The sequence below is a fragment of the Bradyrhizobium sp. AZCC 1578 genome (assembly GCF_036924675.1).
Lineage (GTDB): Bacteria > Pseudomonadota > Alphaproteobacteria > Rhizobiales > Xanthobacteraceae > Bradyrhizobium.
Window position 1 is genome coordinate 2,602,404 of the sequence record NZ_JAZHRZ010000001.1, and the last position, 25,155, is coordinate 2,627,558.

The 25,155-nt window shown below is 63.6% G+C and carries 21 protein-coding genes; 16 read left to right on the forward strand and 5 right to left on the reverse strand.

The genetic code is table 11. From position 1 onward, the window contains the following. Positions 1-5 precede the first annotated feature (5 nt). From tkt to V1290_RS12555, 3 genes are read right to left on the reverse strand one after another with little or no spacing between them, the layout of a single operon-like run. On the reverse strand, positions 6-2,042 hold the full coding sequence (tkt, locus tag V1290_RS12545; RefSeq protein ID WP_334364688.1) for a transketolase: 2,037 nt from the start codon (positions 2,040-2,042) through the stop codon (positions 6-8). Next, positions 2,039-2,914, reverse strand: coding sequence for a phosphoribulokinase (locus V1290_RS12550; protein WP_334364689.1), 876 nt, complete (start codon positions 2,912-2,914; stop codon positions 2,039-2,041). The genes tkt and V1290_RS12550 overlap by 4 nt, the downstream gene beginning before the upstream one ends. 12 nt (positions 2,915-2,926) lie before the next feature. Beyond that, a complete protein-coding gene (locus tag V1290_RS12555; protein ID WP_334364690.1) occupies positions 2,927-3,964 on the reverse strand; it encodes a class 1 fructose-bisphosphatase in 1,038 nt (345 codons plus the stop codon). Positions 3,965-4,109: 145 nt separating this feature from the next. Here V1290_RS12555 and V1290_RS12560 point away from each other — a divergent pair, with 145 nt between their 5' ends. The 5 genes from V1290_RS12560 to V1290_RS12580 all read left to right on the forward strand — a co-directional run bounded on the left by V1290_RS12560 (position 4,110) and on the right by V1290_RS12580 (position 9,424). Next, on the forward strand, positions 4,110-5,081 hold the full coding sequence (locus V1290_RS12560; protein WP_334364691.1) for a LysR family transcriptional regulator: 972 nt from the start codon (positions 4,110-4,112) through the stop codon (positions 5,079-5,081). A 268-nt stretch (positions 5,082-5,349) separates the two neighbouring features. Continuing rightward, complete coding sequence (locus tag V1290_RS12565; RefSeq protein WP_334364692.1) at positions 5,350-5,895, forward strand: TRAP transporter small permease; 546 nt, start codon at positions 5,350-5,352, stop codon at positions 5,893-5,895. A gap of 1 nt (position 5,896) precedes the next feature. Next, entirely contained in the window at positions 5,897-7,204 is a 1,308-nt protein-coding gene (locus tag V1290_RS12570) for a TRAP transporter large permease (protein WP_334364693.1), read from the forward strand. A 14-nt stretch (positions 7,205-7,218) separates the two neighbouring features. Further along, entirely contained in the window at positions 7,219-8,193 is a 975-nt protein-coding gene (locus tag V1290_RS12575) for a TRAP transporter substrate-binding protein (protein WP_249734513.1), read from the forward strand. A gap of 439 nt (positions 8,194-8,632) precedes the next feature. Next, complete coding sequence (locus tag V1290_RS12580; RefSeq protein WP_334364694.1) at positions 8,633-9,424, forward strand: calcium-binding protein; 792 nt, start codon at positions 8,633-8,635, stop codon at positions 9,422-9,424. 65 nt (positions 9,425-9,489) lie between these two features. Here V1290_RS12580 and V1290_RS12585 read toward each other — a convergent pair whose 3' ends face one another. Further along, positions 9,490-10,257, reverse strand: a complete 768-nt coding sequence (locus tag V1290_RS12585) for an SDR family oxidoreductase (RefSeq protein ID WP_334364695.1) — start codon at positions 10,255-10,257, stop codon at positions 9,490-9,492. 33 nt (positions 10,258-10,290) lie between these two features. On the opposite strand from V1290_RS12585, the gene V1290_RS12590 reads away from it, so the two are divergent. Continuing rightward, complete coding sequence (locus tag V1290_RS12590; RefSeq protein ID WP_334364696.1) at positions 10,291-10,434, forward strand: hypothetical protein; 144 nt, start codon at positions 10,291-10,293, stop codon at positions 10,432-10,434. Here V1290_RS12590 and V1290_RS12595 read toward each other — a convergent pair. Then, a complete protein-coding gene (locus V1290_RS12595) occupies positions 10,427-11,062 on the reverse strand; it encodes a TetR/AcrR family transcriptional regulator (protein WP_334364697.1) in 636 nt (211 codons plus the stop codon). The two genes, V1290_RS12590 and V1290_RS12595, sit on opposite strands and share 8 nt — an antisense overlap. 260 nt (positions 11,063-11,322) lie before the next feature. Between V1290_RS12595 and V1290_RS12600 the strand changes: the two genes are divergently transcribed. From V1290_RS12600 to V1290_RS12645, 10 genes are all read left to right on the forward strand, one after another. Further along, positions 11,323-12,324: an alpha/beta fold hydrolase gene (locus V1290_RS12600; protein WP_334364698.1), complete on the forward strand. Its 1,002-nt coding sequence runs from the start codon at positions 11,323-11,325 to the stop codon at positions 12,322-12,324. 249 nt (positions 12,325-12,573) lie between these two features. Beyond that, positions 12,574-13,737, forward strand: coding sequence for an MATE family efflux transporter (locus tag V1290_RS12605; RefSeq protein ID WP_334364699.1), 1,164 nt, complete (start codon positions 12,574-12,576; stop codon positions 13,735-13,737). A 209-nt stretch (positions 13,738-13,946) separates the two neighbouring features. Further along, on the forward strand, positions 13,947-15,197 hold the full coding sequence (locus V1290_RS12610) for an ABC transporter substrate-binding protein (protein ID WP_334364700.1): 1,251 nt from the start codon (positions 13,947-13,949) through the stop codon (positions 15,195-15,197). A gap of 139 nt (positions 15,198-15,336) precedes the next feature. Beyond that, entirely contained in the window at positions 15,337-16,164 is an 828-nt protein-coding gene (locus tag V1290_RS12615) for an AraC family transcriptional regulator (protein ID WP_065745730.1), read from the forward strand. A 129-nt stretch (positions 16,165-16,293) separates the two neighbouring features. Then, a complete protein-coding gene (locus V1290_RS12620) occupies positions 16,294-17,304 on the forward strand; it encodes a branched-chain amino acid ABC transporter permease (protein ID WP_334364701.1) in 1,011 nt (336 codons plus the stop codon). A gap of 1 nt (position 17,305) precedes the next feature. After that, complete coding sequence (locus V1290_RS12625; RefSeq protein ID WP_334364702.1) at positions 17,306-18,388, forward strand: branched-chain amino acid ABC transporter permease; 1,083 nt, start codon at positions 17,306-17,308, stop codon at positions 18,386-18,388. Next, positions 18,381-19,163: an ABC transporter ATP-binding protein gene (locus tag V1290_RS12630; RefSeq protein WP_334364703.1), complete on the forward strand. Its 783-nt coding sequence runs from the start codon at positions 18,381-18,383 to the stop codon at positions 19,161-19,163. The genes V1290_RS12625 and V1290_RS12630 overlap by 8 nt, the downstream gene beginning before the upstream one ends. Further along, a complete protein-coding gene (locus V1290_RS12635) occupies positions 19,156-21,384 on the forward strand; it encodes an ABC transporter permease (RefSeq protein WP_334364704.1) in 2,229 nt (742 codons plus the stop codon). The genes V1290_RS12630 and V1290_RS12635 overlap by 8 nt, the downstream gene beginning before the upstream one ends. A gap of 2 nt (positions 21,385-21,386) precedes the next feature. Then, positions 21,387-22,220 (forward strand): phosphoenolpyruvate hydrolase family protein, encoded by an 834-nt coding sequence (locus tag V1290_RS12640; RefSeq protein WP_334364705.1) that lies wholly within the window; start codon positions 21,387-21,389, stop codon positions 22,218-22,220. 24 nt (positions 22,221-22,244) lie between these two features. Beyond that, the gene (locus V1290_RS12645; protein WP_334364706.1) at positions 22,245-25,154 is read left to right on the forward strand and encodes a flotillin family protein; all 2,910 of its coding nucleotides are present in this window, start codon (positions 22,245-22,247) and stop codon (positions 25,152-25,154) included. Position 25,155: the final 1 nt, after the last annotated feature.

Below are 25,155 nucleotides of genomic sequence, written 5' to 3' on the forward strand. Positions count from 1 at the left end.
TTTCGTCATGCCCAGGTTGCCGTCATTCTTGACCGCGCGATGCAGCGCATAGCCGCTATGGCGACGGCGTTCGCGGTAATGCCGAATTCGCGATAGAGTGTTTCCGCCGGCGCTGATGCGCCAAAGCCGGTCATACCGACGAATTCGCCACCGTCGCCGAGCCAGCGCGCCCAGTCGCCCTCGACCGCGGCTTCGACCCCGATCCGCGGGGCATCTCCAAGAACCTCCGCCCGGTACTCGTGCGACTGCTGACGGAACAACTCGAAGCACGGGGCCGAGACGACGGCCGCGCGAACATTATCCATTGCGAGCGCTTTCGCAGCCTCGATGGCGATCGAGACTTCCGACCCGGTCGCAATCAGCGAGACATCGCGTCCGCCCTCCGGCTCAACGACGACATAGGCGCCCCGCGCGACCAGATTGTCACCACCGTCCTCGCGGAAGGCAGGCAGCGCTTGCCGCGACAGACACAGCACGGACGGACTGGCCTGCGCCCGCAGCGCGCAGTCCCACGCCTCGGCGGTCTCGATGGCATCACCCGGTCGGAAGACCAGCAGATTGGGGATCGCCCGAAGCGATGCCAGATGTTCGACCGGCTGGTGGGTGGGGCCATCCTCGCCCAGCCCGATGGAGTCGTGCGTCATCACATGGATGACACGAATGTTCATCAGCGCCGCTAGCCGGATCGCCGGACGGCTATAGTCGGCGAAGCTGAGGAACGTACCGCCATAGGGGATGAAGCCGCCATGCAGCGCGATGCCGTTCATCGCCGCCGCCATGGCATGCTCGCGGACGCCATAGTGAATATAGCTGCCTGCAAATGAACCGGGCTGCACCGGCCGCTGGGTCCTGGCCCGCGTCAGGTTGGAATGCGTGAGATCCGCCGAGCCACCGAGCAGATTGGGCAGCGCCTCGGCGATTGCATCAATCACGCGCTGCGACGCCTGCCGGGTGGCAATATTCGGTCGCTCAGTCGCGAAGTCATCGCGCAGCTTTGTCATTGCTTGCGCATAGCTGCACGGCAGGTTGCGATTCAGCGCATCGTGAAATGGCGAACGGGAATCCGAACTCAGACGCTTGGTCCGTTCGATCCAGCAGCGGCGGGCGGCATGCCCGCGGCGGCCTGCCTGACGCCACTGCGCGAGGATGGCTTCCGGGATCTCGAACGGCGCGTGCGGCCAGTTCAGCGCATCGCGGGTTTTGGCGGCTTCTTCGCCACCCAGCGGCGCGCCATGGACTTTCTCGGTTCCCTGACGGTTCGGCGCGCCGAAGCCGATGATCGTGCGGCAGGCAATCAGCGACGGCCGGTCGCTGTTGCGCGCCCGCTCGATCGCGGCCGCGATCGCTTCGGGATCGTGGCCGTCGATTCGGCTGGCCGACCACCCCGCCGCCTTGAACCGTGCGAGCTGATCATCCGAGCATGACAGTGACGTGGCGCCGTCGATCGAGATTTCGTTGTCATCGAACAGCACGATCAGACGATTGAGCCTGAGATGCCCGGCCAGCGAGATCGCCTCGTGGCTGATCCCCTCCATCAGGCAGCCGTCGCTCGCGATTACGTAGGTGAAATGATCGACGCAGTCGTCGCCGAAGCGGGCGTTCATCAGCCGCTCGGCCAGCGCCATACCGACGGCCGTGGCAATGCCCTGCCCGAGAGGTCCGGTGGTCGTCTCAACGCCCTCCGTATGGCCATATTCGGGGTGTCCCGGTGTCTTCGACGCCCACTGGCGGAAGGCCCTGAGTTCGTCCAGCGTCATGCCTTCGTACCCGGTGAGGTGCAGAAGCGCATACAGCAGCATCGAGCCATGGCCGGCCGACAACACGAAGCGGTCGCGATCCGGCCACGCCGGGTCCAAGGGATCGAACTTGAGGAAGCGCGAAAACAGAACGGTCGCGACGTCAGCCATGCCCATCGGCATGCCCGGATGACCGGACTTCGCCTTTTCAACAGCGTCGATCGCCAGGAAGCGTATGGCGTTCGCCATCTCTGCGTGTGACAGATCCGGGCGGCTGGCTATGCGGGACAGAGCGGGAGCGTTCATATCGTGCGCCTCTTGCGTTCCATCAGTTGCAGGATCAGTGGGGTGAGGATGAGCTGCATCGCCAGATCGAGCTTTGCCCCGTGGATCACGATCGAATTGGCGCGCGACATGAAGCTGTGCGGAATCATCGACAGCAGATAGGGAAAATCGATGCCGCGAGGATTCTTGAGACGGATCACCACCATCGATTCGTCGGGCGTCGGAATCCACCGCGCGATGAACGGGTTCGACGTATCGACGGTCGGCACGCGCTGGAAATTGATGTCGGTCTCGGCGAACTGCGGACAGATGTAATTCACATAATCCGGCATTCGCCGCAGGATGGTGTCGGTCACCGCTTCAGCGGTATAGCCGCGATCGCGACGATCGCGATGCAGCTTCTGGATCCATTCCAGGTTGATCACCGGCACGACGCCGATCTTGAGATCGGCATGCTGCGCCACGTTGACCTTTTCGGTCACGACCGCGCCGTGCAACCCTTCGTAAAACAGCAGGTCGGAGCCTGCCGGCAGTTGGTCCCACTCGGTGAATGTTCCCGGTTTGGCGCCATACAGCCTCGCCTCTTCGTCGTCGTGAACGTAATGACGCGTCATTCCGGTGCCGGATTCACCGTAGTCGCGAAACACTTTTTCGAGCTCTTCGAACAAGTTGGTTTCCGGACTGAAATGGCTGAAGTGCTTGTTTCCGCGCTCGGCCTCCTCCAGCATTTTGCTGCGCATCTCGAAACGATTGTAACGATGGAAGGCATCGCCTTCGATGTAGGCCGCGACCACTTTTTCGCGGCGGAAGATCTGCTCGAACGTCTTCTTCACCGACGTGGTGCCGGCGCCCGACGAACCCGTAATCGATATGATGGGATGAGCCCGCGACATCGTGATGCTCCGTCAGCGGAACAGGCCGCGCCGCGCGAACAGCGGCGCATCGCTATTGTCGAACATCGGCTCGATCCTTTCGTGAATGGCAGCGATGTCGCGCACGCCACGCAAAGAACCCATGATCAGCGGCACCCGCTGGTGCGGCGTTCTCGCAGCCACTTCCAGAATTCGCCGCCGTCCGGTCGAGGCCGCGCCGCCCGCCCATTCCATTACCAGCGCCATCGGATGGGCCTCGTACAGCAGGCGAATCCTCCCTTCGCGATAGCTGGGGCGGGCATCGGCCGGATAGAGAAACACGCCGCCGCGCGCCAGAATGCGAAGCGATTCCGCAACCAGCGAACCGATCCAGCGCATGTTGAAATCCGCCTCACCGCCACCGCTGGTACCGGCGAGACATTCATCGATGTAGGCGCGAACGGGACCATGCCAGTGCCGACGATTGGACGCATTGATGGCGAACTCCGGCGTATCGCGTGCGACCTGCACGGCCTGCCGGATCAGCAGAAATTCCCCCGCGCGCCTGTCGAGAATGAAGATATCGACGCGCGCGTTGAGCGCGAGAACGAACGTGGTTTGTGGACCGTAGACGAAAAAGCCTGCCGCGCACTGCGCCGTACCGGGCTCAAAGAAAGTCGAAAGGATGTCGTTGCCTCGCGGGCGGATCGAAAAGATGGTGCCGATCGAGATGTTGTTTTCGAGATTGGCCGATCCGTCGAGCGGATCGATCGCAACACACAGGTGCGCCTCGGGCCGCAAGGTTTCCGGCAGCGCCGCTTCCTCGGAAAGGATTGCCGCCACCGGCGCGTCGCGCAGCGCACGCCGCATCATTTCGTCGGCGACGATGTCGATGTCTTTCTGCCGGTCGCCATCGGAATTGATGCCGCTATCCTGCCCGGTGATATCGGCGAGCGGCCCATTCGCAATCAGCGCGGCGAGTTCGATTGCAGCGGCGGCAATGGCCTCGATCACCGCACCGACCGCCGCGCCATGCGGGATTTGCGCAATAGACTTCTCGAGATGTGAACGCAGCGTCACGCGTTCGTCCATGGCCGTCTCCCGGTGCGCTCTCTCGGCGCTGTCGAAGCGTCCGCCGATTGGCGACCCGCGCTCTTAAGCAAGCGCAGTTTGCCGAATTAGGGAAATTTTGTTATCTTTGGCCTGTGCAAAGTTTTTGTTATAATGGAGGCGTGCCATGGCCGGCCGATTGTTGCGCGAATTGACCATCCGCCAATTGCGCGCGCTGGCTGCCGTGCAGAAGCACCGATCGGTCACCGCCGCGTCGAAGCAGCTATACCTGACACAGCCTGCGGTAACGTTGCAGCTACGCAACCTGCAGGCAGTCGCGGGAATGCCGCTGATCCAGCGCACCGGCGACGGCATGCTGCTGACGGATGCCGGGCGCGAGGTATTGGCGCTCGCCGAGCGGATCGAGGCGGCGATCACCGATTGCGAGACCACGTTGGAGATGATGGCGGGAAAGACCGCGGGCCGCATCTCGATCGGAGCGGTCTCGACCGCGAAATATTTCGTGCCGTTCATGATCTCCGGATTCTCGAAGCTCTATCCGAACGTCGAAATCACGCTCTCGATCGGCAACCGCCAGGAGGTCGGCGAGGCGCTACGCGGCTACGATCTCGACTTCGCGATCATGGGCCGCCCACCCGCCGATATCGACATGAACGTCCACCTGATCGGCGATCATCCCCACGTCATCATCGCGCCGACCGCGCATCGGCTGGCACGAAAATCCCGCATCGCGCCGCGCGAGCTCGCCGGCGAAACCTTCCTGACGCGCGAGCCGGGGTCCGGAACGCGCGGGCTGATGGAGCAATTGTTCGAGACGTCGGGCATCCGCCCCAAGATCGGCCTCGCCATGAGCAGCAACGAGACCATCAAGCAGGCGGTGATCGCAGGGCTCGGCATCGCCTTCCTCTCTGCGCACACCGTCGCGACCGAGCTCGACGAACGGCGCCTGGTCACTCTGGACGTCGATGGCCTGCCGATCGTGCGGCAGTGGTTCGCGCTTGCACGCAAGGACAAGGTCTTGCTGCCGCCGGCGCAGGCGATGCTCGATTTCCTCAGCGCCAAGGGCAAGCAGTTTCTGCCCCGCACCCACCGCAGGCTGCGGCTCACCCGGCCGTCAGGCCGTGCCAGGCGCGGCTGACGCGCTCTGCTTTCAGCCCGCTTTGCACGAGAAAAGGACTAGAGCCAAGGTCCGGCCGCGATCGGAATGGTATCCGCCGAAAGAGTCGCAGGATTTGCCTGCGTCCTGCCTTGACTGTCCGGAGCAACTCCGAAAACCTGTCCCCTTAGAAGGCTGACTTCGGTCGCTTTGGCGGGACGCGGACCGATCGGCCCTTCCAGTAGGAACGACCGAAAATGGTACGTCTATTGCTTCCAGGCAATATGCGTGCGAGGGGTAAGGACTCATTATGATCCGCGTGTTTCTTGATCGGCTCTACCTTTTCTCCGGCTATCTTGCCGGACTTTTCCTCATTGCGATTTTTGTCCTGATGCTGCTGCTGTCGGGTGGCCGGCCGTTTGGCATCAATATTCCGGCGGGCGACGATTTCATCTCCTGGTGCATGGCGGCGACCGCCTTCCTCGGGCTCGCGCATACGTTCAAGCACGGCGAGATGATCCGCGTCGGCCTGTTGATCGACCGCCTCAACGATAATTTGCGCCATTATGTCGAGATCGCAGCCCTCCTGGTCGGCGTCGGCTTCATCGGCTTTTTCGCCTGGCATGCCGCGATCATGACCTGGCAGTCGTGGAAATTTTCCGATATTTCGCAAGGCGTCATCGCGGTGCCGCTGTGGATTCCGCAGCTCGGCTACAGCGGCGGCCTCGCGATTCTTTTCATCGCCTTCGTGGATGAGCTGATCCATGTGCTGCGCGGCTTTGCGCCGCGCTACGAATTGCCGAAGGCGCAGAGCGCCGAGGAAATCGTCGAGCGTGCCATGCAGAGCGGGGTCTGAGATGGAGCTGCTTTCCATCGCCGCCATCCTGCTCGGATTCCTGGCGCTGCTGCTCGGCGCCGGCGTCTGGATCGCCGTCGCCCTGATGGCGACGGGATGGGCCGGCATGCAATTCGCCGCCGGCGGCATTCCGGCCGGCAGCGTGCTGGCGACGACGGTGTGGGGCAACAGCGCATCCTGGTCGCTCGCGGCGTTGCCGCTCTTCATCTGGATGGGCGAGATCCTGTTCCGCACGCGCCTGTCGGAGGAGATGTTCCGCGGGTTTGCGCCGTGGCTGAACTGGCTGCCGGGCCGGCTCATGCACGTCAATGTCCTCGCCTGCGGCGTGTTCGGTTCGGTGTCGGGATCGTCAGCCGCGACCTGCGCCACGGTCGCCAAGATCGCCCTGCCCGAATTGAAGAAGCGCGGCTATGACGAAGGCTTGAGCCTCGGCTCGCTCGCCGGTGCGGGCACGCTCGGCATCCTCATCCCGCCGTCGATCACCATGGTGGTCTACGCCGTGCAGGCGAACGTCTCCATCATTCAGGTCTTTCTCGCCGGCTTTCTGCCGGGCATGTTGGTGATGGCGCTCTATTCCGGCTACATCGCGATCTGGTCGCTCGCCAATCCGAAAAGCACGCCGCCGGCGGAACCGTCCATGAGCTTTCGCAGGCGCATTGCCGAGTCGCTCAATCTCATTCCTTGTCTATTGCTGATCATTTTCGTCTTTCTGTCGCTGCTGATGGGCTGGGCGACGGCGACGGAATGCGCGGCCTGGGGCGTGTTGGGGTCGCTCGCGATTGCATGGTGGCAGGGCGCGCTGACCTGGCAATCGTTCTGGGCGAGCGTCATGGGCGCGACGCGGGTCAATTGCATGATCCTGCTGATCCTGGCGGGCGCCTCCTACATGGGCACGTCGATGGCCTATACCGGCATCCCGATGGCGCTCGCGAACTGGGTGAACGGCCTCCAGCTCAGCCCCTATGCGCTGATCGCGGCGCTGACCGTGATGTACATCGTGCTCGGCACGGCACTCGACGGCATCTCCATGATCGTGCTGACCACCGCCATCGTCATTCCGATGGTGAAGCAGGCCGGCTTCGACCTGGTCTGGTTCGGAATCTTCCTGGTGCTGGTGGTGGAAATGGCGGAGGTCTCTCCGCCCGTCGGCTTCAACCTGTTCGTCCTGCAGACCATGAGCGGCAAGGATTCCAACACGGTCGCCAAGGCGGCCCTGCCGTTCTTCTTCTTGCTCGTTCTGGCGGTTGCCATCATCACGGTCTTTCCTGATATCGTGATGCTGCTGCCGCGGATCGCGTTCCCTGGCTAGAGAAAGGTATTGTCATGTTCAGACTTATAAAGACGTGCGCATTGGCCGCCTGCATCGCGGCGCTTGCCGCCCCCGCAATGGCGCAGACAAAATGGAATCTTCCGGCGGCCTATCCGGCGGACAATCCGCATTCGGTGAATCTGATCGCATTCGCCAAGGACGTTGCCGACGCCACCGGCAACAAGCTGCAGATCACCGTGCATCCCGCCGCGTCGCTGTTCAAGGCGCCGGAAATCAAGCGCGCGGTCGCAACCGGGCAGGCGCAGGCCGGCGAGGTTCTGATTTCGCTGCATGAGAACGAAGATCCGATGTTCGGCATCGACGTGATCCCCTTCCTGGCGACGAGCTATCCGGCAGCCAAGAAGCTGTGGCTCGCCTCGAAACCCGCCATCGAAAAGAAGCTCGCGTCGCAGGGACTTATGCTTCTGTTCGCGGTGCCGTGGGGGCCGCAGGGCATTTATGCCAAGAAGGACCTCAACACGGTCGAGGATATGAAAGGCTTGAAGTGGCGCGCCTATAACGTCGGCACCTCGCGCATCGCCGAACTTGTCGGCGCGCAGCCCGTCACCATCCAGGCGGCGGAACTGCCGCAGGCGCTGGCCACCGGCGTCGTGAACGCGTTCATGACCTCGGGCTCGACCGGCTACGACAGCAAGTCCTGGGAAACCATGACGCATTTTTACGATACGCAGGCCTGGATCCCGAAGAACGTCACCTTCGTGAACAAGGCCGCTTTCGATGCGCTCGACAAGCCGACGCAGGACGCGATCCTCAAGGCAGCGGCGGTCGCCGAAGAGCGCGGCTGGAAGCTCGCGGAAGAAAAGGCGAAGTGGTATCTCGAACAGCTTCAGGCCAACAAGATGAAGGTGCTGCCACCACCTCCGGCGCTGAAGTCCGGCCTCGAGAAAATCGGCGAGCAGTTGACGGCCGATTGGCTCAAGAAGGCGGGTGCTGATGGCGAAGCCGTGATCGCCGCCTACAAGAAGTAAGACCAGCATTATCTTGCGCTCGCAGCGTCCGGCGTTGATTGCCGGACGCTGCCATTTCACGGACGACGCCCGCTTACCCGAAATGATAATGCTGCCGACAAGTATCCTTCGATACATCCTTAGGTAGACGAGTAATTATTTCTTAGGAGCATCGCGATACCGTTCTGGCATCTTCACAGCGTGTCGCCGCTCGCAGAGGGCGGCAACCGGGTTTGGAAATGCCGCCATGAGAGTGCTCTACAATCCTCTTTCCCCATCGTTCCGACCCTGGCAATTGCCGCAGCCGCCGGAGCCGCCGCAGCTTTTAGCCACGCTGGCGTCCAACCATCAGGCTTCATCGAACGAGAAAACGCAAAGCGGGCCTTCAACCCCGTCCACCGGCAGCATCGGGCAATCACCGGTGGTACAGGCGTTCTTGCTGCGGTTGCAGGAACTCGGAATGTCATATCGCCCGGGGACCGACGGCGACGACGCGCTGTCCGGTTGGAGCAGGACTCTCGCCGATGGCGGCGACGGCAACGATACGATCGATGCCTGGTCCGATAGCGTCGTCGATGGTGGCGCAGGTAATGACACGCTCCGTGCCTGGTCGGGATCGGCTGTCTATGGCGGCGCCGGCAACGACCAGATCGACGTCTGGTCCGATAGCGCCGTGGATGCCGGCGATGGCGACGACATGGTGCGCGCATGGTCAAATACCGTGACGATGGGTGGCGCCGGAAGCGACACGATCAGCGCCTGGTCGGAGAGCCTGGTCGATGGTGGCGCAGGGAATGACACGATCTCGGTATGGTCCGACAGCCGCGCCTATGGTGGTGACGGCAACGATTCCATCTCAGCTCTCGTCGGCAGCTATGTCGAGGGCGGTGCCGGCAACGACACCATCGATGCGGACAATGGAACGATCGTTGCCGGCGGTACCGGCGACGATACGATTCGCGCTGACCGGGGCTCCACAATCCTGTTCAACGTCGGCGACGGCAAGGATACCATCTTCACCAACCGCGACGTTACCATCAAACTGGGCGAGGGCTTTTCGGCCGAGAATATGAACGTCACGATATCAGGAAACGTCGCAACAGTGTCCTTCGGAGACGGGTCGGACCAGTTGACGTTGGATATCGGCTTCTATCCGGTAAACCTCTCCTTCGCCGATGGCTCAAGCGCCGAAATCAAGGTCGACGCGTTCAGTGCCTTGCGTGCGCGGTCAGGCGAGGCGAAACCGGCTTGACCGCAGCCAGGCGCGAAATGCTCCTTGAAGACTTGTGCCGGGCGGCGTGAAAGAAGCGCCAACAATTAAAGACAGGTCGTGATGCCGCCGTCGACGTAGAGCGTATGCCCGTTGACGAAGGACGAGGCATCTCCCGACAGAAAGACGGCGGCGCCTATCAGTTCGTCCACGTTGCCCCAGCGCGAGGCCGGCGTCCGCTTTTCAAGCCACGCTGAAAATTGGAGATCGTCGACCAGCGCTTGATTCAGCGGGGTCTTGAAGTAACCCGGCGCGATGGCATTGATCTGCAGTCCGTGCCTGGCCCAATCGGCGCACATGCCGCGCGTGAGGTTCTTGATCGCTCCCTTGGTAGCGGTGTACGGGGCAATGCCCGGGCGGGCCAACTCGCTCTGAACCGACGCGATGTTGATGATCTTGCCCTTTCCGCGCGGGATCATGTGGCGCGCGACGGCCTGGCCGACGTAGAAGGCGCTCGAGACATTGGTCCTGAGCAATTGCTCCCACTTCTCCGCGGGAAAATCCTCAAGCGGCGTGCGAAACTGCATGCCGGCGTTGTTGACGAGAATGTCGATTACCCCGACCGTCCGTTCGATTGTCGCAACTCCTTCGCGGACATCGTCGGCCACGGTGACGTCGAAACCGGCGACCGCAACCTTGTGCCCGGCTGCGGTCAAGCTTGCGGCGGCGGCCTCAAGCTTGCTGCGCTCCCGTCCGTTCAGGACCACGGAGGCGCCATGCTCGGCGAGCCCTCGCGCGATGGCAAGGCCGATCCCCTGGGACGATCCTGTGACGAGCGCTCGTTTGCCGGCCAGATTGAACAGTTCAAATGCCACGGCGGACCTTCTCCATGCGTGCAGGTGGGTCGGATGGACGTAGAAATACCGCACACCGCGGTCAAGCCAAAACGGCAGATCATCCAAGATGGTGAGCGTACCGGCGAAGTTGCCGGCCGCACGAATCTTCTTGACCGCAAAATCCACCCGCCGGCGAAGACAGGCGATTTCACCTGAATTTTGGATAAATGTTTAGAAACCCTGTCGTTGCCGCGTGGGCCCGCCGCGCGATTTCGGCGGCACTCGGGCAATCGGCCACTTGAAGCAGCAGGCCGGTCATCAGGTCGCCCCAGAGCAGCCCCAAGAATTGTTCTGCCATCGCGGCAGGATCGCCATCGCACAGCCCGGCCGACTTGGCGTTCGCCATGATCTCTCGCAATGAATCACGCGTAGGCCGGCGAGCGAGCGAATCCAGCGCTTGTGCAACCTTTGGCGCGTGCACCGTCTCGGATATCGCCAGCCGGAACACAGCAACGACGACCGGATCGGTCGTTTCCGTCAAAAGCCTCGTTCCAAAAGCAGTAAGCACGTTGGCCAGGGTTTCCCTGTCGCGCAACTCGGGCAGATCGGCCGGCGCTTTCAACCGCCGGGCGCGCTCGGTGATGCAGGCGACCAGCATCGCTTCCTTGTTGCCAAACAGCGAATAAAGCTCGCGTTTCGACACGCGTGCGCGCGTCGCAATCTCCAGCGTGCTGGTCTGCGCATAGCCGCCCTCCATGAATGCCGAAAGCGCCGCGCCGAGAATCCGCTTCCGGACTGCGGCTCCATCGGTTTCTTCCTCGCGCGGCTTCATCTTCGGACTCATCGACGTCATTTCCCTCTTGACTTGGTACCTACTGGTACCATACATCGCTCATTGGGTACCAGACAGTACCAAAACTGGTTGTGACGGTAAAGGATCGGCGGCGTTCACCCACTCGCTGCGAGTACGCCGGCTTGGCCTGAGGAAAGACCATGAACAGACGCCAGCTACTAGCGGCGGCCTTGGCACCGCTCGCATTGCGAGTTGCCCCAGGCGCGATCTCGTCAAACGCATCAGCAGCAACTTCGGAGCGGGATGGAAAAATGAGCAAGGCCACGCAACGAATCATCGAATGCAACGGCATCCGCATCAATATTGCCGAACAGGGCGAGGGACCGCTGGTGCTGCTGGTGCACGGCTTTCCTGAATCCTGGTTCTCCTGGCGGCATCAGATCGATGCGCTTGCTGCCGCCGGCTTCCGTGTCGTCGCTCCGGACCTGCGTGGTTACGGCAAGAGCGACGCGCCGCAAGCGATCGATCAATACACGATCCTGCATCTCGTAGGCGACATGGTAGGCATCCTTGACGCCTTGGGTGCGGCGACCGCCGTCATCGCCGGTCATGATTGGGGTGCCAGCATCGCCTGGCAGGCAGCTCTCATGCGGCCCGACCGCTTCCGGGCGGTCGCAGCCCTCAGCGTCCCGTTCCGCCCGCGCGGCAAAGTGGCGCCGACCAGTCTCATGCCGCGCACGGAGACGGCGCAATTCTACCAGCTCTATTTCATGGAGCCCGGACCGGCCGAGGCGGAATTGGGGCGCGATCCGCGCGCGACCATTCGCAACATGCTGTTCGGAGCGTCCGGGGACGGCGTAGCCGCGGCTCGCGCGGCCGTCGCTGCGGGCGAGCCCGCGCCGAACCTTGGCATGGTGCGGAAGGGCGGCGGATTTCTGCAAGGACCCGGCGCCCTCAAAATCCTGCCATCCTGGATCAGCGAAAGCGACATCGACTTTTATGGCGAGGAGTTCAAGCGAACCGGTTTCCGGGGCGCGCTCAATTACTACCGCAACATCGATCGCAACTGGGAAATCACGGGTGCTGTGGCCGGCATGCAAGTGTCTGTACCGGCGCTCTACATCGCGGGCGATTGTGATTTCCTGCTCTCGTTTCCCGGAACGGACCAGTTGCTCGCCAACCAGAAGAACTTCGTTCCCGGCCTGCGCAAGATTCAGATGCTGCCCGGCTGTGGCCACTGGACCCAGCAGGAGCGGCCGAACGAGGTCAGCACCGCGCTGATCGAGTTTATTCGAACCCTGCCGAGCCGATGATGACGACCCTGACGCCGCAATCGTCGTTGCCGCGACCGGTGGCCGTGGCCGGCAGCGTGAAAGAAAACGAAGCGGCGAAGGTCAAGCAGAGGTCGATGCTCGAGGGCCCCGTGCTGCCGACGCTGCTGACGCTCGCTCTGCCGACGCTCGTGGTCATGGTCGTGCAAACCCTGGTCGGGGTCGCGGAGACCTATTTCGTCAGCTTCCTCGGGACGGAAGCGCTGGCGGGCGTCAGCCTGGTGTTTCCCGATGCAGATGATGTCGAACGGCGGCATCGGTGGTGGTGTTGCATCGGCAATCGCGCGTGCGATGGGCGCCGGCAAGGTGGCGGAAGCCGAGGCGCTGGCGCTCAACGCACTCGTTCTCGCCATTGCTTTCGGAGTGATCTTTGCCGCCGCCGAGTGGCTGTTCGGCGAGGCTGTCTACCGCTTGCTCGGCGGTCAGGCAGGAGCCCTCGGCGCAGTTCTCGAATATGGCCACGTTATCTTCTTCGGGGCGATCTTTGTCTGGATCGTCAGCCTTCTGGCGGCGGCTCTTCGTGGCGCAGGCAACACGGTCGCGCCGGCGGCCGTCATTCTGCTGGGCGTGTTCGTGCTGCTTCCGCTTTCGCCGGCCTTGATCTTCGGCTGGGGCCCCTTTCCGCGGCTCGGCGTACCGGGAGCCGGCGTTGCCGTCGTCGTCTACTATCTCGTTGGTGCGCTCGTGTTGATCGTTTACATGCGCTCCGCCCGGGCCTCGTTGCGACTGCCGTTCGACGTGCGCCTCATCAAGTGGCGGCAACTTGGCGATATTCTTGGCGTCGGCGGGTTGTCGGCCATCGGCACCATTCAGTCCAATTTGACTGTCGTCCTGGTCACTGGCGCCGTCGGGCTGTTCGGCACTGACGCCATCGCAGGCTACGGAATTGCATCGCGCCTCGATTACATCCAGATTCCGCTGCTCTTCGCGCTTGGCAGCGCAGCGCTCACGATGGTCGGGGTCAACATCGGAGCGGGCCAGATCAGGCGGGCGGAGCGCATCGCCTGGGTTGCCGCGTTTTTTGCGGCCGGTGTCACCGAACTCCTCGGACTTGTCGTGACGATATTTCCACACGCCTGGCTGACGCTGTCTAGCACGGAGCCTGAGGTTCTGGCCGCCGGTTCGATCTATTTCCGCAATGTAGCCCCCTTCTACGGCGTGGCGGGTCTTGGAATGCTGCTCTACTTCGCGGGCCAAGGCGCCGGCCGCGTGATGTGGCCGGTTTTCGGCGGAACCGTCCGGCTGCTCGTCGCGGCGGGAATTGGCTGGCTCGTCGTTGCCTATCTTGGCGGCGGATTGCGGGAGCTCTTCATTACCGTTGCCGCGGGCTCGATCGTTTCCGGGGGCATCGTCGCATCTGCGCTTTGGCTCCGTGGCTGGGGGCGGACCGGCTAGGCTCCGCTGGCTTCGCCAGCCTCGGCATCTCGTCGCGGCGCAGCATGCAAAATGAGACTACCGGTCAAGTTGCAGCGGGCGAAGCTGCGTGCGCCGCCCCAGTCATCGGCTAGCTTTTCGCCCGGCGGTCCCGGTCGCAATGCACTGTGAAGGGCATGGCGATTTCGGAACGACCTATAGAAAAACTGGCGATACAAGGGAGGGGTTCGATGTTTAGAAGCTGTGCGGGACTGGTCGCGCTGAGCAGCCTGTTGCTTTCCGGCGCCGCCTTAGCTCAAGAGAAGATCAAGGTCGGCGTCACCGCGACCCTCGAAGGCACCTATACGGTGCTCGGCGAGGACGGAATCCGCGGGCATCAAACGGCGATCAACACGCTCAGCAAGAAGGTCGGCGACAAGGAAATCGAATTCATCATCGCTTCGACGGATGCCACGCCAGACTCCGCTGTCCGCGCCGTGCGCAAGCTGATCGAACAGGACAAGGTCCAGATCCTGCTCTCGCCCTTGTCCGGAGACGAAGGCATCGCAGTCAAGAACTTTGCCAAGACGCGCCCCGAGCTGACCTTTGTGAATGCTGCTTCCGGCGCGCAGGAAACCACTTATGTCGATCCGGCGCCGAACTTCTTCCGCTACAACATGGACGGCGCCCAGTGGCAGGTGGGCCTCGGCAAATACGCTTACGAAACCAAGGGTTACCGAAAGATCGCAACGGTGGGCGAAGACTATTCGTTCATCTACACCCAGGTGTTCGGACTTGTGCTCGAGTTCTGCGGGGCCGGCGGACAAGTCACTAACCGGCAATGGGTGCCGCTCGGCACCAAGGACTTTGCCTCCGTCATCGCCGCCCTGCCCGACGACGTTGATGCAATCTATCTCGGCCTTGGCGGCGCGGATGCCGTCAATTTCCTGAACCAATATCAGCAGGCCGGCGGCAAGGCGCATCTGATGGGCGGCTCGATCATGGTCGACCAGACCATCCTCTCCGCCAAGGGCAACGCCAAGAATGCGCTGCTCGGCACCATCGCCGCGAGCGGTCAGGCCGATACCTGGGAGGATGCGGGCTGGCAGAAATTCGTGAAGGCTTATCAGGACGCCTTCCCGCCGAACAAGCGGTTCCCGAGCCCGTCACTGCTCGCCACCAACTACTACAACTCGACGATGGCGCTCATACTCGCGCTGCGCCAGGTCAACGGCGACCTCAGCAACAATCAGGCCAAGCTCAAAGAAGCCCTCGCCAAGATCGAACTCGACGCGCCCAACGGCAAGATCAAGCTCGACTCCAACCGCCAGGCGATCGGAACCAACTTCGTCACCGAAGTGGTGGATGACGGCAAGGGCGCCCTCTTCAGCAAGGTCGTGAAGGTGATTCCGAACGTGAACCAGACGCTCGGCTACGACCCGGCAGTGTTCTCCAAGATCGGGCTGCCGAGCCGGACGGTTCCGGAGTGCAAGAAGTACTGAGTTCTTCGCATCTGCGAACGGGCCCCGGTCACGCCGGGGCCCCGGGCGCGGCCGGGCAGCATGTGATCTTCCCTTGCATTCTCGCGGCGGATGTTGAACGCTGATTGAAAAGACAAGAACATCCCGCGGGAGGGAAGGCATGAGCAAGGCTCTCGCCGTCTTCCACGGCCGGTTCGGTCGCGCGACGGTCTATCAGTTGAACCGCCCCTTCAACATGCATGCGCATCGCGAAGGGCACCTGATTTTTCATGTCGGTGGAACGCCAGCCCGCATTGATGTGTGCGATGAGCGATGGCTGCTTGCGGAAGACTCCATCGTTGCCGTCAACCCCTGGGAACCGCACAATTTTGTTCCGACGGACATGGAGAACGGGGCGATCTTCTTCGTGCTTTACGTTAACGCCGAATGGTTCGCCCCCGACGCGGCCCGCGCCCACAGCCTGCGGTTCGGCCGCACCTGCTTCAAGCGTACGGCCACGCTCGACAGGCATATTCGCCGCTCTGCCGCGCTGGTGTGCGGCGCGCCTTCGCTGAGCAGCCTCGACTGCGAACTCAGGCAGTTGATCGACAGTTGTTATGACGAAAGCTGGCAGACGTCCGAGCCGGTGCAGGAGACGCGCACCGCCACCGCCGTCACCGACTTTCGCGTCCGCAAATCCATCAAGCTGATGTCCGAAAGCCCGGGCGCCGAGATCGAGCTGGATTCGATCGCGCGGGCCTCCGGGCTGTCGCGCCCGCACTTCTACCGGCTGTTCCGCACCCAGACCGGCGTCACGCCAAACCTCTACCTCAATACACTGATCATGGAACAGGCGCTGGACGCCCTGGTCGCGACCGAAGTGCCGATCGCCGATATCGGCTTCGATCTCGGCTTCTCCTCCCAGAGCGGCTTCACCCGCTTCTTCGCGGCCAATGTCGGGATGGCGCCGACTGAATACCGCCGCGCCGCCAAAGTCTTGCGCCCCTGAGCGTATCCGGCGCGAAAAGATACTGACAATCAAGTGCAAGGTCCGCGGCGCCGTTAGGATGCCCCAAAACGCGAGCCGAAACGGCCGCGGCGTCTGGGAGGACGGTATGGCGACGGCCGGGCTGCTACCGTGACAAGATTTATCGAACGCCATCCGGCATGGGCGCTGATCCTGCTGATCGCCGTCGCGGTGCTGTTGTGGCTGATCCTTGCCGTCTGGCCGCCCGGCCTTGAAGAGGCGATCGGCAGGAAGCGGGTCTTTCTCAACGCCCTGTTCAACGGCATCACGCTCGGCAGCCTTTACTTCCTGGTGGCCAGCGGCTTCACGCTCATCTTCGGCCTGATGCGCAACGTCAATCTGGCGCATGGCTCGCTTTATCTGTTCGGCGGCTACATCGGTTACGCCATCAGCGCCTGGACCGGTTCCTGGATCCTCGGCTTCATCATCGCATTTTTCGGTGTGGCGCTGGTCGGCATCGTCCTGCAGATCGGCGTCTTCCGCCGCATGGAAGGGCAGGATCTGCGCCAGACCATGGTCACGATCGGGCTCTCGATCGTGTTTGCCGATCTGATGCTGTGGGCCTTCGGCGGTGACTTCTATCAGATCCAGACGCCGAGCTGGCTGGTCGGCCCGATCGAATTGCCGCTGGTCACCGCGGTCAGATCGTCGGGTGAGGCGGTCTATTTGCGTTATCCGCTGGTGCGGCTCGTGATCCTGGTCGCGGCGATCGTGATCGGCATCGCGATGTGGCTGGCGCTCAACCGAACCCGCGTCGGCATGATGGTGCGCGCCGGCGTCGATGACCGCGACATGCTGGCGGCGACCGGCGTTCCTATCCAGCTCGTCTTCGTTGCCGTGTTCGCGCTTGGCGCCGGCCTTGCCGGCATCGCGGGCGTCGTCGGCGGAACCTTTCAGTCGCTTTCGCCCGGCGAGGATACCCGTTTTCTGCTGGCTTCCCTCGTCGTCGTCATTGTCGGTGGCATGGGATCGATCCCGGGCGCGGCGCTGGGCGCCGTCATCATCGGCCTCGCCGAGCAGCTCGGCTCCGTCTACATCCCGACTTATGCGATTGTCGTGACCTTCCTCATCATGGTGCTGGTGCTGGCGCTGCGGCCGCAGGGCCTGCTTGCGAGGCGCTGACATGTCGCTGCTCCAGGACGCCCATCCTCAGACCAGTCAGCCGGCAGAAGCGCGAGCGGCGTTGTTGGCGTGGCCGGAATTCAACAAGCCGGCTGTCTGGCTGGTGGCCGTGATCCTCTTGATCATGCCGTTCATCGCCAGCGGCTTCTTCCTGATCGAGATCTTTGCCACGACGCTGATCCTCGGGACCGTCGCGCTCAGCCTGATGTTCCTGGCGGGCTATGGCGGCATGGTCAGCCTGATGCAGCTCACCGTCGCCGGCTTTGCCGCTTACATGGTTGCGGTGTTCGGGATGAGCGCCAACACCAATATCAGCCTCGGCTGGCCGTGGTGGCTCGCAACGCCGATGGCGCTCATTCTGGCCACCGCGTTCGGCACGCTCGGTGGCGCGCTCGCGGTGCGCACCGAGGGCATCTACACCATCATGATCACGCTCGCGATCGGCGCGGCCTTCTACTATTTCACCAACCAGAACTGGGCGATCTTCGGCGGCCACACCGGCATCAACACCATCGCCACGCCGCGCTTCTGGGGCATCGACTGGCGCTCCGATATCCCCTTCTATTACGTCACGCTGGGCGTCGCGGCATTTTGCTACTTCGCCGTTCAGTATGTCTCGCGCGCGCCGTTCGGCCTCGCGCTGCAGGGCGTGCGCGACAATCCCCGCCGCATGGCGGCGCTCGGCTTCAATGTTAACGCGCACCGCGTAGCGGCCTACGCCTTCGCGGCCTTCATCGCCGCACTCGGCGGCGTGTTGCAGGTCTGGAACTACCGGCAGATTTCGCCCGGCTCGGTCAGCGTCGGCGCCTGCATCGACATCCTGATCATCGCTGTAGTCGGCGGCATCACCCGCCCCATCGGACCCTTCATCGGCGCCTTCATCTTCGTCATCCTGCGCACCTTCGCGCTCGATCTATTGGTCAAGCTCGGGCTCGACGGCAATCGCTTCCGGCTGCTGATCGGCCTCGGCTTCCTCGCCATCGTGTTCTGGTCGTCGGATGGCGTGATCGGGCTATGGGAGCGGTGGCGCCGTGGCGCAGCCGCCGTCGATAAACGTGCGGGCGGAGGCCACGGCCATGGATAGCGCCGCGCCACGCTTTTCTGCTGTCGGCGCCGGCGCCGCGCTGGAGCTGCGCGGCGTGACCCGGCTGTTCGGCGCGCTCGCGGCGCTGACCGACGTCACCATCACGGTTCGTCCGGGCGAACGCCGCGCCGTTCTCGGCTCCAACGGCGCCGGCAAGACGACACTGTTCAATTGCGTGACCGGCGACTTTCCGCCGTCCTCCGGCACCATCCGCTTCTTCGGCGAGGACATTACCCACTTCCCGCCTTATGAGCGTATCAGGCGCGGCTTGCGCCGCACGTACCAGATATCGGCACTGTTCCCCGGCCTTACGGTGAGGGACAACGTCTACCTCGCCTGCCGCGGCGTTTCTCGCGGGCGATTCTCGCCGCTGCGCCCTGGGGCGAACGATGCCCTCATGCATGCGACAGAGGCACTGATCCAGGCGGTGCACCTGACATCAATCAGCGAGCAACGGGTCGCGGAACTCGCCCATGGCCAGCAGCGGCAGCTCGAGATCGCGCTCGCGCTCGCCGGCGCGCCGCGCTTCATCCTGTTCGACGAACCGGCCGCGGGCCTGTCACCCACCGAGCGGCGCGAATTGATCGATATCCTGACGTCGCTGCCCGCCCATATCGGCTACATCATCATCGAGCACGACATGGATGTCGCGCTTCGCGTCGTCGAAAGCGTCACGATGATGCACAACGGCCGTGTCTTCAAAGAAGGCCTGCCGCACGAGATCGAAGCCGACCCGGAGGTGCAGGAACTCTATCTGGGGGCCGGCCATGAGTGATTTCAGCCGTTCAGCACCTGCACTCGAAGTCCGGGGTCTCGACGTTTACTACGGCCATTCCCATGCATTGCAGGGCGTCGACCTGACTCTCGATTCCGGCGTGTTCTCGGTGGTCGGCCGCAACGGCATGGGCAAGACCACGCTGTGCAAGACCATCATGGGCTTGTTGCGGGCGAGCGGTGGTTCGGTTCGCGTCCGCGGCGAGGACATCACCCGCCTCAGCCCGGCCCGGATCGCGCAAGCAGGCGTCGGTTACGTACCGCAAGGACGACGGCTGTGGCGCTCGCTCAGCGTGGACGAACATCTGCGGCTGGCGGCCGGGATGCGGCGCGGCGTCTGGACCATCGATCGCATCTACGAGACGTTTCCCCGCCTTGCCGAGCGCAAAGATCATGGTGGCGGCCAGCTCTCGGGCGGCGAACAGCAGATGCTGGCGATCTCGCGCGCGCTTCTCACCAATCCGCACCTCCTCATCATGGACGAGCCGACCGAAGGCCTTGCGCCTGTCATCGTCGCCCAGGTCGAGGAAATGCTGGTGCGGCTTGCCGAAGACGGCGAGATGTCGGTGCTGGTGATCGAGCAGAACATCGGCGTTGCCACGGCGATTTCGAAGAACGTCGCGATCATGGTCAATGGCCGCATAAATCGCATCATCGACTCCGCGCGCCTTGCCGCCGACCGCGAGTTGCAACAACGTCTGCTCGGTGTGGGAGTCGTTGGAGTCCACGCCGAGCCGGAAGCGGATATTGAAGCTACCGATGCGAGCGCGGAGAAGGCGCGCCCCTCCCCGCCGCGCGCCCCGGGCACGGCGCCAATCCGCATCTATATCTCCAATCCCACGCTGCCGACGCGCTGGTCGCAGCCGGCACCGATTGCGCGCATTGAGGCTGCAGCGCGCACGCTTTCGACCGGAGTTACGCGTATCGAAGACGCAGCTCGGCAAAAGCGTCAGATAGGCGCGAGCGTCGTATCGGGACCGCCCGTCGTGCTCGTCGTTGGCACTCTCGATACCAAGGGCGAGGAGCTGCGCTTCGTCCGCGACGTGATCGCCGGACACGGTTTGCGGACGCGCCTGGTCGACGTGTCCACCAGCGGCAAGCTCGCCACCTGCGACGTCTCCGCCCAGGAAATCGCGCTCAACCACGGCCGCGGCGGGTCGAGCGTGTTCGGGTCCGACCGCGGCGCGTCGGTGACCGCGATGGCCGATGCCTTCGCCAATTGGCTGCGCCGTCAGAACAGTGTCGCAGGCATCATTTCGGCCGGCGGCTCCGGCGGCGCCTCGCTGGTCGCGCCGGGCATGCGCGGCCTTCCCGTCGGCGTGCCGAAACTCATCATCTCATCCGTCGCATCGGGAGACGTCGGCCCTTATGTCGGACCTGCCGATATCGCGATGATGTATTCGGTCACCGACGTGCAGGGGCTCAACTCGATCTCGCGTGCCGTGCTCGCCAACGGCGCCAACGCCATCGCCGGCATGGTGAAGGCGCGTCTCGAAAATCAAAGCGCGGCCGAGCGTAACGCGCGGGTTGCGTTGCCCGCTGTCGGCATCACCATGTTTGGCGTGACAACACCAGCCGTGCAGAAGATCGCCGCCGATCTCCGCAGTGATTTCGAGTGTCTCGTCTTCCACGCCACCGGCGTCGGCGGCCGCTCGATGGAAAAGCTGGTCGATTCCGGAATGCTCGCGGCCGTCGTCGACCTCACGACGACGGAAGTCTGCGATCTCCTGATGGGTGGCGTGTTCCCGGCAACCGCCGACCGCTTTGGCGCGATCATCCGCAGCCGCGTCCCCTTCATCGGTTCGGTCGGCGCGCTCGACATGGTCAATTTCGGTGCGCCCGACACCATCCCCGAACGCTACCGCCAGCGCAAATTCCACGTTCACAATCCGCAGGTGACCTTGATGCGCACCACGCCGGAAGAGAACGACCGCATCGGCCGCTGGATCGGCGAAAAACTCAACCGGATGGACGGGCCGGTGCGCTTCTTCCTGCCGGAAGGCGGCGTTTCCGCGCTCGACGCCCCTAGCCAGCCGTTCTGGGATCCGGAAGCCGACGCGGCGCTGTTTACAGCGCTGGAACGCAGCGTGCGCCAGACCGGCAACCGCCAGCTCATCCGCATCAGGCGCCACATCAACGAACCCGAATTTGCATCCGCCATCGTCAACGCGCTCCGTCCTCTGATCGGACGCCCGGGGACACGTCGGAAAGTCGCGAGGTGACCATGGCGAAGTTCGAACGTTCAACCATCCTGAAGAAGTTTCGCAACATGGCCGCCAAGGGCGAGCCGATCGTGGGCGGCGGCGCGGGCACCGGCCTATCGGCCAAATGCGAGGAAGCCGGCGGTGTCGACCTGATCGTGATCTACAATTCCGGCCGCTACCGCATGGCAGGACGCGGCTCCCTCGCCGGACTGATGCCCTATGGCGACGCCAACGCGATCGTGCTGGAGATGGCTGGCGAAGTGCTCCCCGTCGTCACCCGGACGCCGGTACTGGCGGGCGTCAACGGCACCGACCCGTTCCGCGACATGGACAGTTTTCTCGATCAGTTGAAGGCGCTCGGCTTTGCCGGCGTGCAGAACTTTCCGACCGTCGGCCTGATCGACGGCGTATTCCGTGCCAACCTCGAGGAAACCGGAATGTCCTATGCGCTGGAGATCGACATGATCGCCAAAGCACGCGACAAGGACATGCTCACGACACCCTATGTGTTCAGCGAGAGCGAAGCCGCGGCAATGGCGATCGCGGGCGCCGACATCATCGTCTGCCATCTCGGCCTGACCACCGGCGGCGCGATCGGTGCGCATACCGCGCCGAAGCTCGAAGACTGTCCGGAACAGATCGACACCTGGGCAGCAGCCGCGCTCAGCGTCAATCCGGACATTTTGGTTCTGGCCCATGGCGGCCCGATCGCCGAGCCCGCCGACGCCGACTTCATCATGAAACATACGCGCAAGTGCCACGGCTTCTACGGCGCCTCCTCGATGGAGCGCCTGCCGGTGGAGCGGGCGCTCACCGAACAGGTTCGTAAATTCAAGGCGATCGGCGCGCGATAACGCCGAGACCAAAGGGAGGAAGAGATGTCGGGGACTCTGGTTGGCGAATTGATCCTCTGGCTCATCGTCGCGATCATCGTGATCGCCATTGTCGTTTATATCGTGAACTGGCTCTACCACCGATCGTCGAAGGAAGTGTCCTTCGTCCGCACCGGTCTCCTGGGCGAGCGCGTGGTGATCAACGGCGGCGCCTTCGTGCTGCCGTTCATTCACGACTACACGCCCGTCAACATGAACGTGCTGCCGATGGGCATCGTGCGGGCCAAGCATGATGCGGTGATTACCCGCGACCGCATGCGGATCGACATCGAGGCCGATTTTTACGTGCGCGTGCAGCCGACCCGTGAAGCCGTCGCGATCGCCGCCGCCACGCTCGGGCGGCGCACTCTCGAGCCGGAGCAGTTGCACGCCCTGCTTTCCGGCAAGTTCGTCTCCGCCATACGTTCAGTGGCCGCCGAAATGACCATGGAGCAGATGCACGAGCAGCGCGGCGAATATGTCGCGCGAGTGAAAGCTGCCGCTGCCGAAGCGCTGGCCCAGAACGGACTTGAACTCGAATCGGTTGCCATCACCGATCTCGACCAGACGGACCTCGAATATTTCAATCCGTCGAACCGCTTCGACGCCGAGGGCCTCACCCGGCTGATGGAGGACATCGAGGCCAAGCGCAAGCTGCGCAACGACATCGAACAGGATTCGATGATCAAGATCCGAGCCCGCAACCTCGATGCCGAGCGGCAGGCATTGGAGATCGAGCGCGAGAGCGAGACCGCCCGCCTCGAACAGGAACGCGACATCGAGATGCGCCGGGCGCTGCAGCGCACCGAAGTAGCTCGCGAGCGCGCGTTGCGCGAGACCGAAGCCGAGCAGGCGCAGATCGCCGCCCGCGAGGCGATCGAAAAGGCGCGCATCGCCAACGAACTCGCCATTGCCGAAGCGCGGATCGCCTCCGAGCGCGAAACAAGGCACCGCGAGATCGAGCGCACGCGCGCCGTCGAGGAGAAGGAGCTGCTGGCGCGCGAGGAAATCGAAAAGGCCAAGATCGCCAATCAGCGCGCGGTCGATACCGCCCGCATCGCTTCCGAGCGAGAGGTGCGGCAGCGCGACATCGAGCGCACGCGGACCGTCGAGGAGGCCGAGATCACGGCACGCGAAGCAATCGAGAAGGCGCGCATCCAGCAGGACCGCGCCGTCACCGACGCGCGGATCGCCAACGAGGAAGAAACCCGCCGGCGCGAGATCGAGCGCACCCGCGCGGTCGAAGAAGCCGAGATCGCGGCGCGCGAGGCGACCGAAAAAGCACGCATCGCCCAGACCACGATCGTCAACGTCGAACGCATTGCGTCCGACGAGCGCACCCGCGCGCTGGAAATCCAGCAGGTCCGCACGATCCAGGAAGCGGAGATCGAGGCGCAGAAGGCCGTGGAAGCCGCACGGATCGCACGCGAACGGACACTCGCAGCCGAGCGGATCGCCGCCGAGCACACCACGCGCAAGCTGGAAATCGAGCGCAACCAGGCGCTCGAGGTCGCAAGTATCTCGGCGCGAGAGGCGACCGAAGCCTCCCGCATCGCCCAGGAAGAACGCGTTCGCTCGCTCGAAATCGCGCGCAACCGCGCCGTCGAGGAGGCCGATATCGCCTCGCGCGAAGCGATCGAGGCCGCCCGCATCTCCCAGGAGAAGGTCGTCGCCGCGCAGCGTATTCGGGCCGAACGAGAAACAAGGGGACTCGAGATCGAGCGTACCGAAGCCATCGAGGCCGCCGAACTCAAGCGGCGTGACGCGATCGAGCGGCGCCGCGTCGAGGTCGAGCTGGCGCTCGAAGCCGAGCGTATTGCCTCGTCGAAAACCCGCGAGGTGCTCAATATCGATCAGAAGAAGGCGGTCGAGATCGCCGACGAGGAGCGCGTGATTGCGCTCGCCGCCAAGCGCTCCGAGCGCATCGACGCCGATCGCCAGGTCAAGCAGGCCGAGATCAACGCGCGCAAGGAAGTCGAGACCACGGACGTCTCGCGTGAACAGGCACTGGAGGCCGCCCGGCTGGCACGCCGGCGCGCGATCGAGCAGCTTGAAGTCGGCCGTGTCCAGGCGCTGCAGGAAGCCGAGATTGCTTCCCGCGAGGAAGTCGAGCGGGCGCGCATCGCCGCCGATCGCGGCCTCGACGAAGCCCGTATCGGCCGCGAGCGAGACTTGCGGAAACTCGAGGTCAATCGCGAGAAGGACGTCGAAACGGCGCTGATGGAGAAGGCGATCGCCCTTTATCAGAAATCGCTGGAGGAGTCTGCCGCCAAGGTGGCCGCCGAGGATGCGCGGGTGCGGGCGACCGAAGCGGCCGAGCGCGTCGTCACCGCCCGCGAAAGCGAGATCGCCAAACGACAAAAGACCGTCGAGGTGCTGCTGGCGGAGAAGCGGGCCGAGGAGACCCGTATCGCTGCCGACGCCGAACGCGTGCGCGCCGCGGTCGAAGCCGAGGCGCAGCGGCTGCTCAACGAGGCCGAGAACGTGCTCACCGACCAGGCGCGCTACTCGCTGTTCCGTCGCAAGCTGCTCGACCGTATCGAGGGCATCGTGCGCGAGAGCGTCAAGCCGATGGAGAAGATCGAGGGCATCCGCATCCTTCAGGTCGACGGCCTCAATGGAGCCGGCGGCGGTGGCAATGGCGGTCGCAGCGCCACCGACGAGGTGATCGACTCGGCGCTGCGCTACCGGGTGCAGGCGCCGCTGATCGACTCGATCCTTTCCGATATCGGCGTCGAGGGCGGAAGCCTTGCCAAGATGCCCGGCCTCATTCGCGAAGCGCGCGATATGCAGGGCATCAGGGACTCCGCGCGTAAGGGCGGCCAAGGGAAGCTTGAAGGCAAGTCCGAGGCGCCTCCTGCGGTCCCCGGCCCCGGCGAACCCGCCCCTGAACGCGGACCGCGCAAGAAAGGGTGAG

Excerpts from the sequence above, each read along its gene's own strand:
- tkt (WP_334364688.1), bottom strand. The coding sequence starts at position 2,042 with ATGAACGCTCCCGCTCTGTCCCGCATAGCCAGCCGCCCGGATCTGTCA.
- V1290_RS12550 (WP_334364689.1), bottom strand. The coding sequence starts at position 2,914 with ATGTCGCGGGCTCATCCCATCATATCGATTACGGGTTCGTCGGGCGCC.
- V1290_RS12555 (WP_334364690.1), bottom strand. The coding sequence starts at position 3,964 with ATGGACGAACGCGTGACGCTGCGTTCACATCTCGAGAAGTCTATTGCG.
- V1290_RS12560 (WP_334364691.1), top strand. The coding sequence starts at position 4,110 with ATGGCCGGCCGATTGTTGCGCGAATTGACCATCCGCCAATTGCGCGCG.
- V1290_RS12565 (WP_334364692.1), top strand. The coding sequence starts at position 5,350 with ATGATCCGCGTGTTTCTTGATCGGCTCTACCTTTTCTCCGGCTATCTT.
- V1290_RS12570 (WP_334364693.1), top strand. The coding sequence starts at position 5,897 with ATGGAGCTGCTTTCCATCGCCGCCATCCTGCTCGGATTCCTGGCGCTG.
- V1290_RS12575 (WP_249734513.1), top strand. The coding sequence starts at position 7,219 with ATGTTCAGACTTATAAAGACGTGCGCATTGGCCGCCTGCATCGCGGCG.
- V1290_RS12580 (WP_334364694.1), top strand. The coding sequence starts at position 8,633 with ATGTCATATCGCCCGGGGACCGACGGCGACGACGCGCTGTCCGGTTGG.
- V1290_RS12590 (WP_334364696.1), top strand. The coding sequence starts at position 10,291 with ATGGACGTAGAAATACCGCACACCGCGGTCAAGCCAAAACGGCAGATC.
- V1290_RS12595 (WP_334364697.1), bottom strand. The coding sequence starts at position 11,062 with ATGAGTCCGAAGATGAAGCCGCGCGAGGAAGAAACCGATGGAGCCGCA.
- V1290_RS12600 (WP_334364698.1), top strand. The coding sequence starts at position 11,323 with ATGAGCAAGGCCACGCAACGAATCATCGAATGCAACGGCATCCGCATC.
- V1290_RS12605 (WP_334364699.1), top strand. The coding sequence starts at position 12,574 with ATGCAGATGATGTCGAACGGCGGCATCGGTGGTGGTGTTGCATCGGCA.
- V1290_RS12610 (WP_334364700.1), top strand. The coding sequence starts at position 13,947 with ATGTTTAGAAGCTGTGCGGGACTGGTCGCGCTGAGCAGCCTGTTGCTT.
- V1290_RS12615 (WP_065745730.1), top strand. The coding sequence starts at position 15,337 with ATGAGCAAGGCTCTCGCCGTCTTCCACGGCCGGTTCGGTCGCGCGACG.
- V1290_RS12625 (WP_334364702.1), top strand. The coding sequence starts at position 17,306 with ATGTCGCTGCTCCAGGACGCCCATCCTCAGACCAGTCAGCCGGCAGAA.
- V1290_RS12630 (WP_334364703.1), top strand. The coding sequence starts at position 18,381 with ATGGATAGCGCCGCGCCACGCTTTTCTGCTGTCGGCGCCGGCGCCGCG.
- V1290_RS12635 (WP_334364704.1), top strand. The coding sequence starts at position 19,156 with ATGAGTGATTTCAGCCGTTCAGCACCTGCACTCGAAGTCCGGGGTCTC.
- V1290_RS12640 (WP_334364705.1), top strand. The coding sequence starts at position 21,387 with ATGGCGAAGTTCGAACGTTCAACCATCCTGAAGAAGTTTCGCAACATG.
- V1290_RS12645 (WP_334364706.1), top strand. The coding sequence starts at position 22,245 with ATGTCGGGGACTCTGGTTGGCGAATTGATCCTCTGGCTCATCGTCGCG.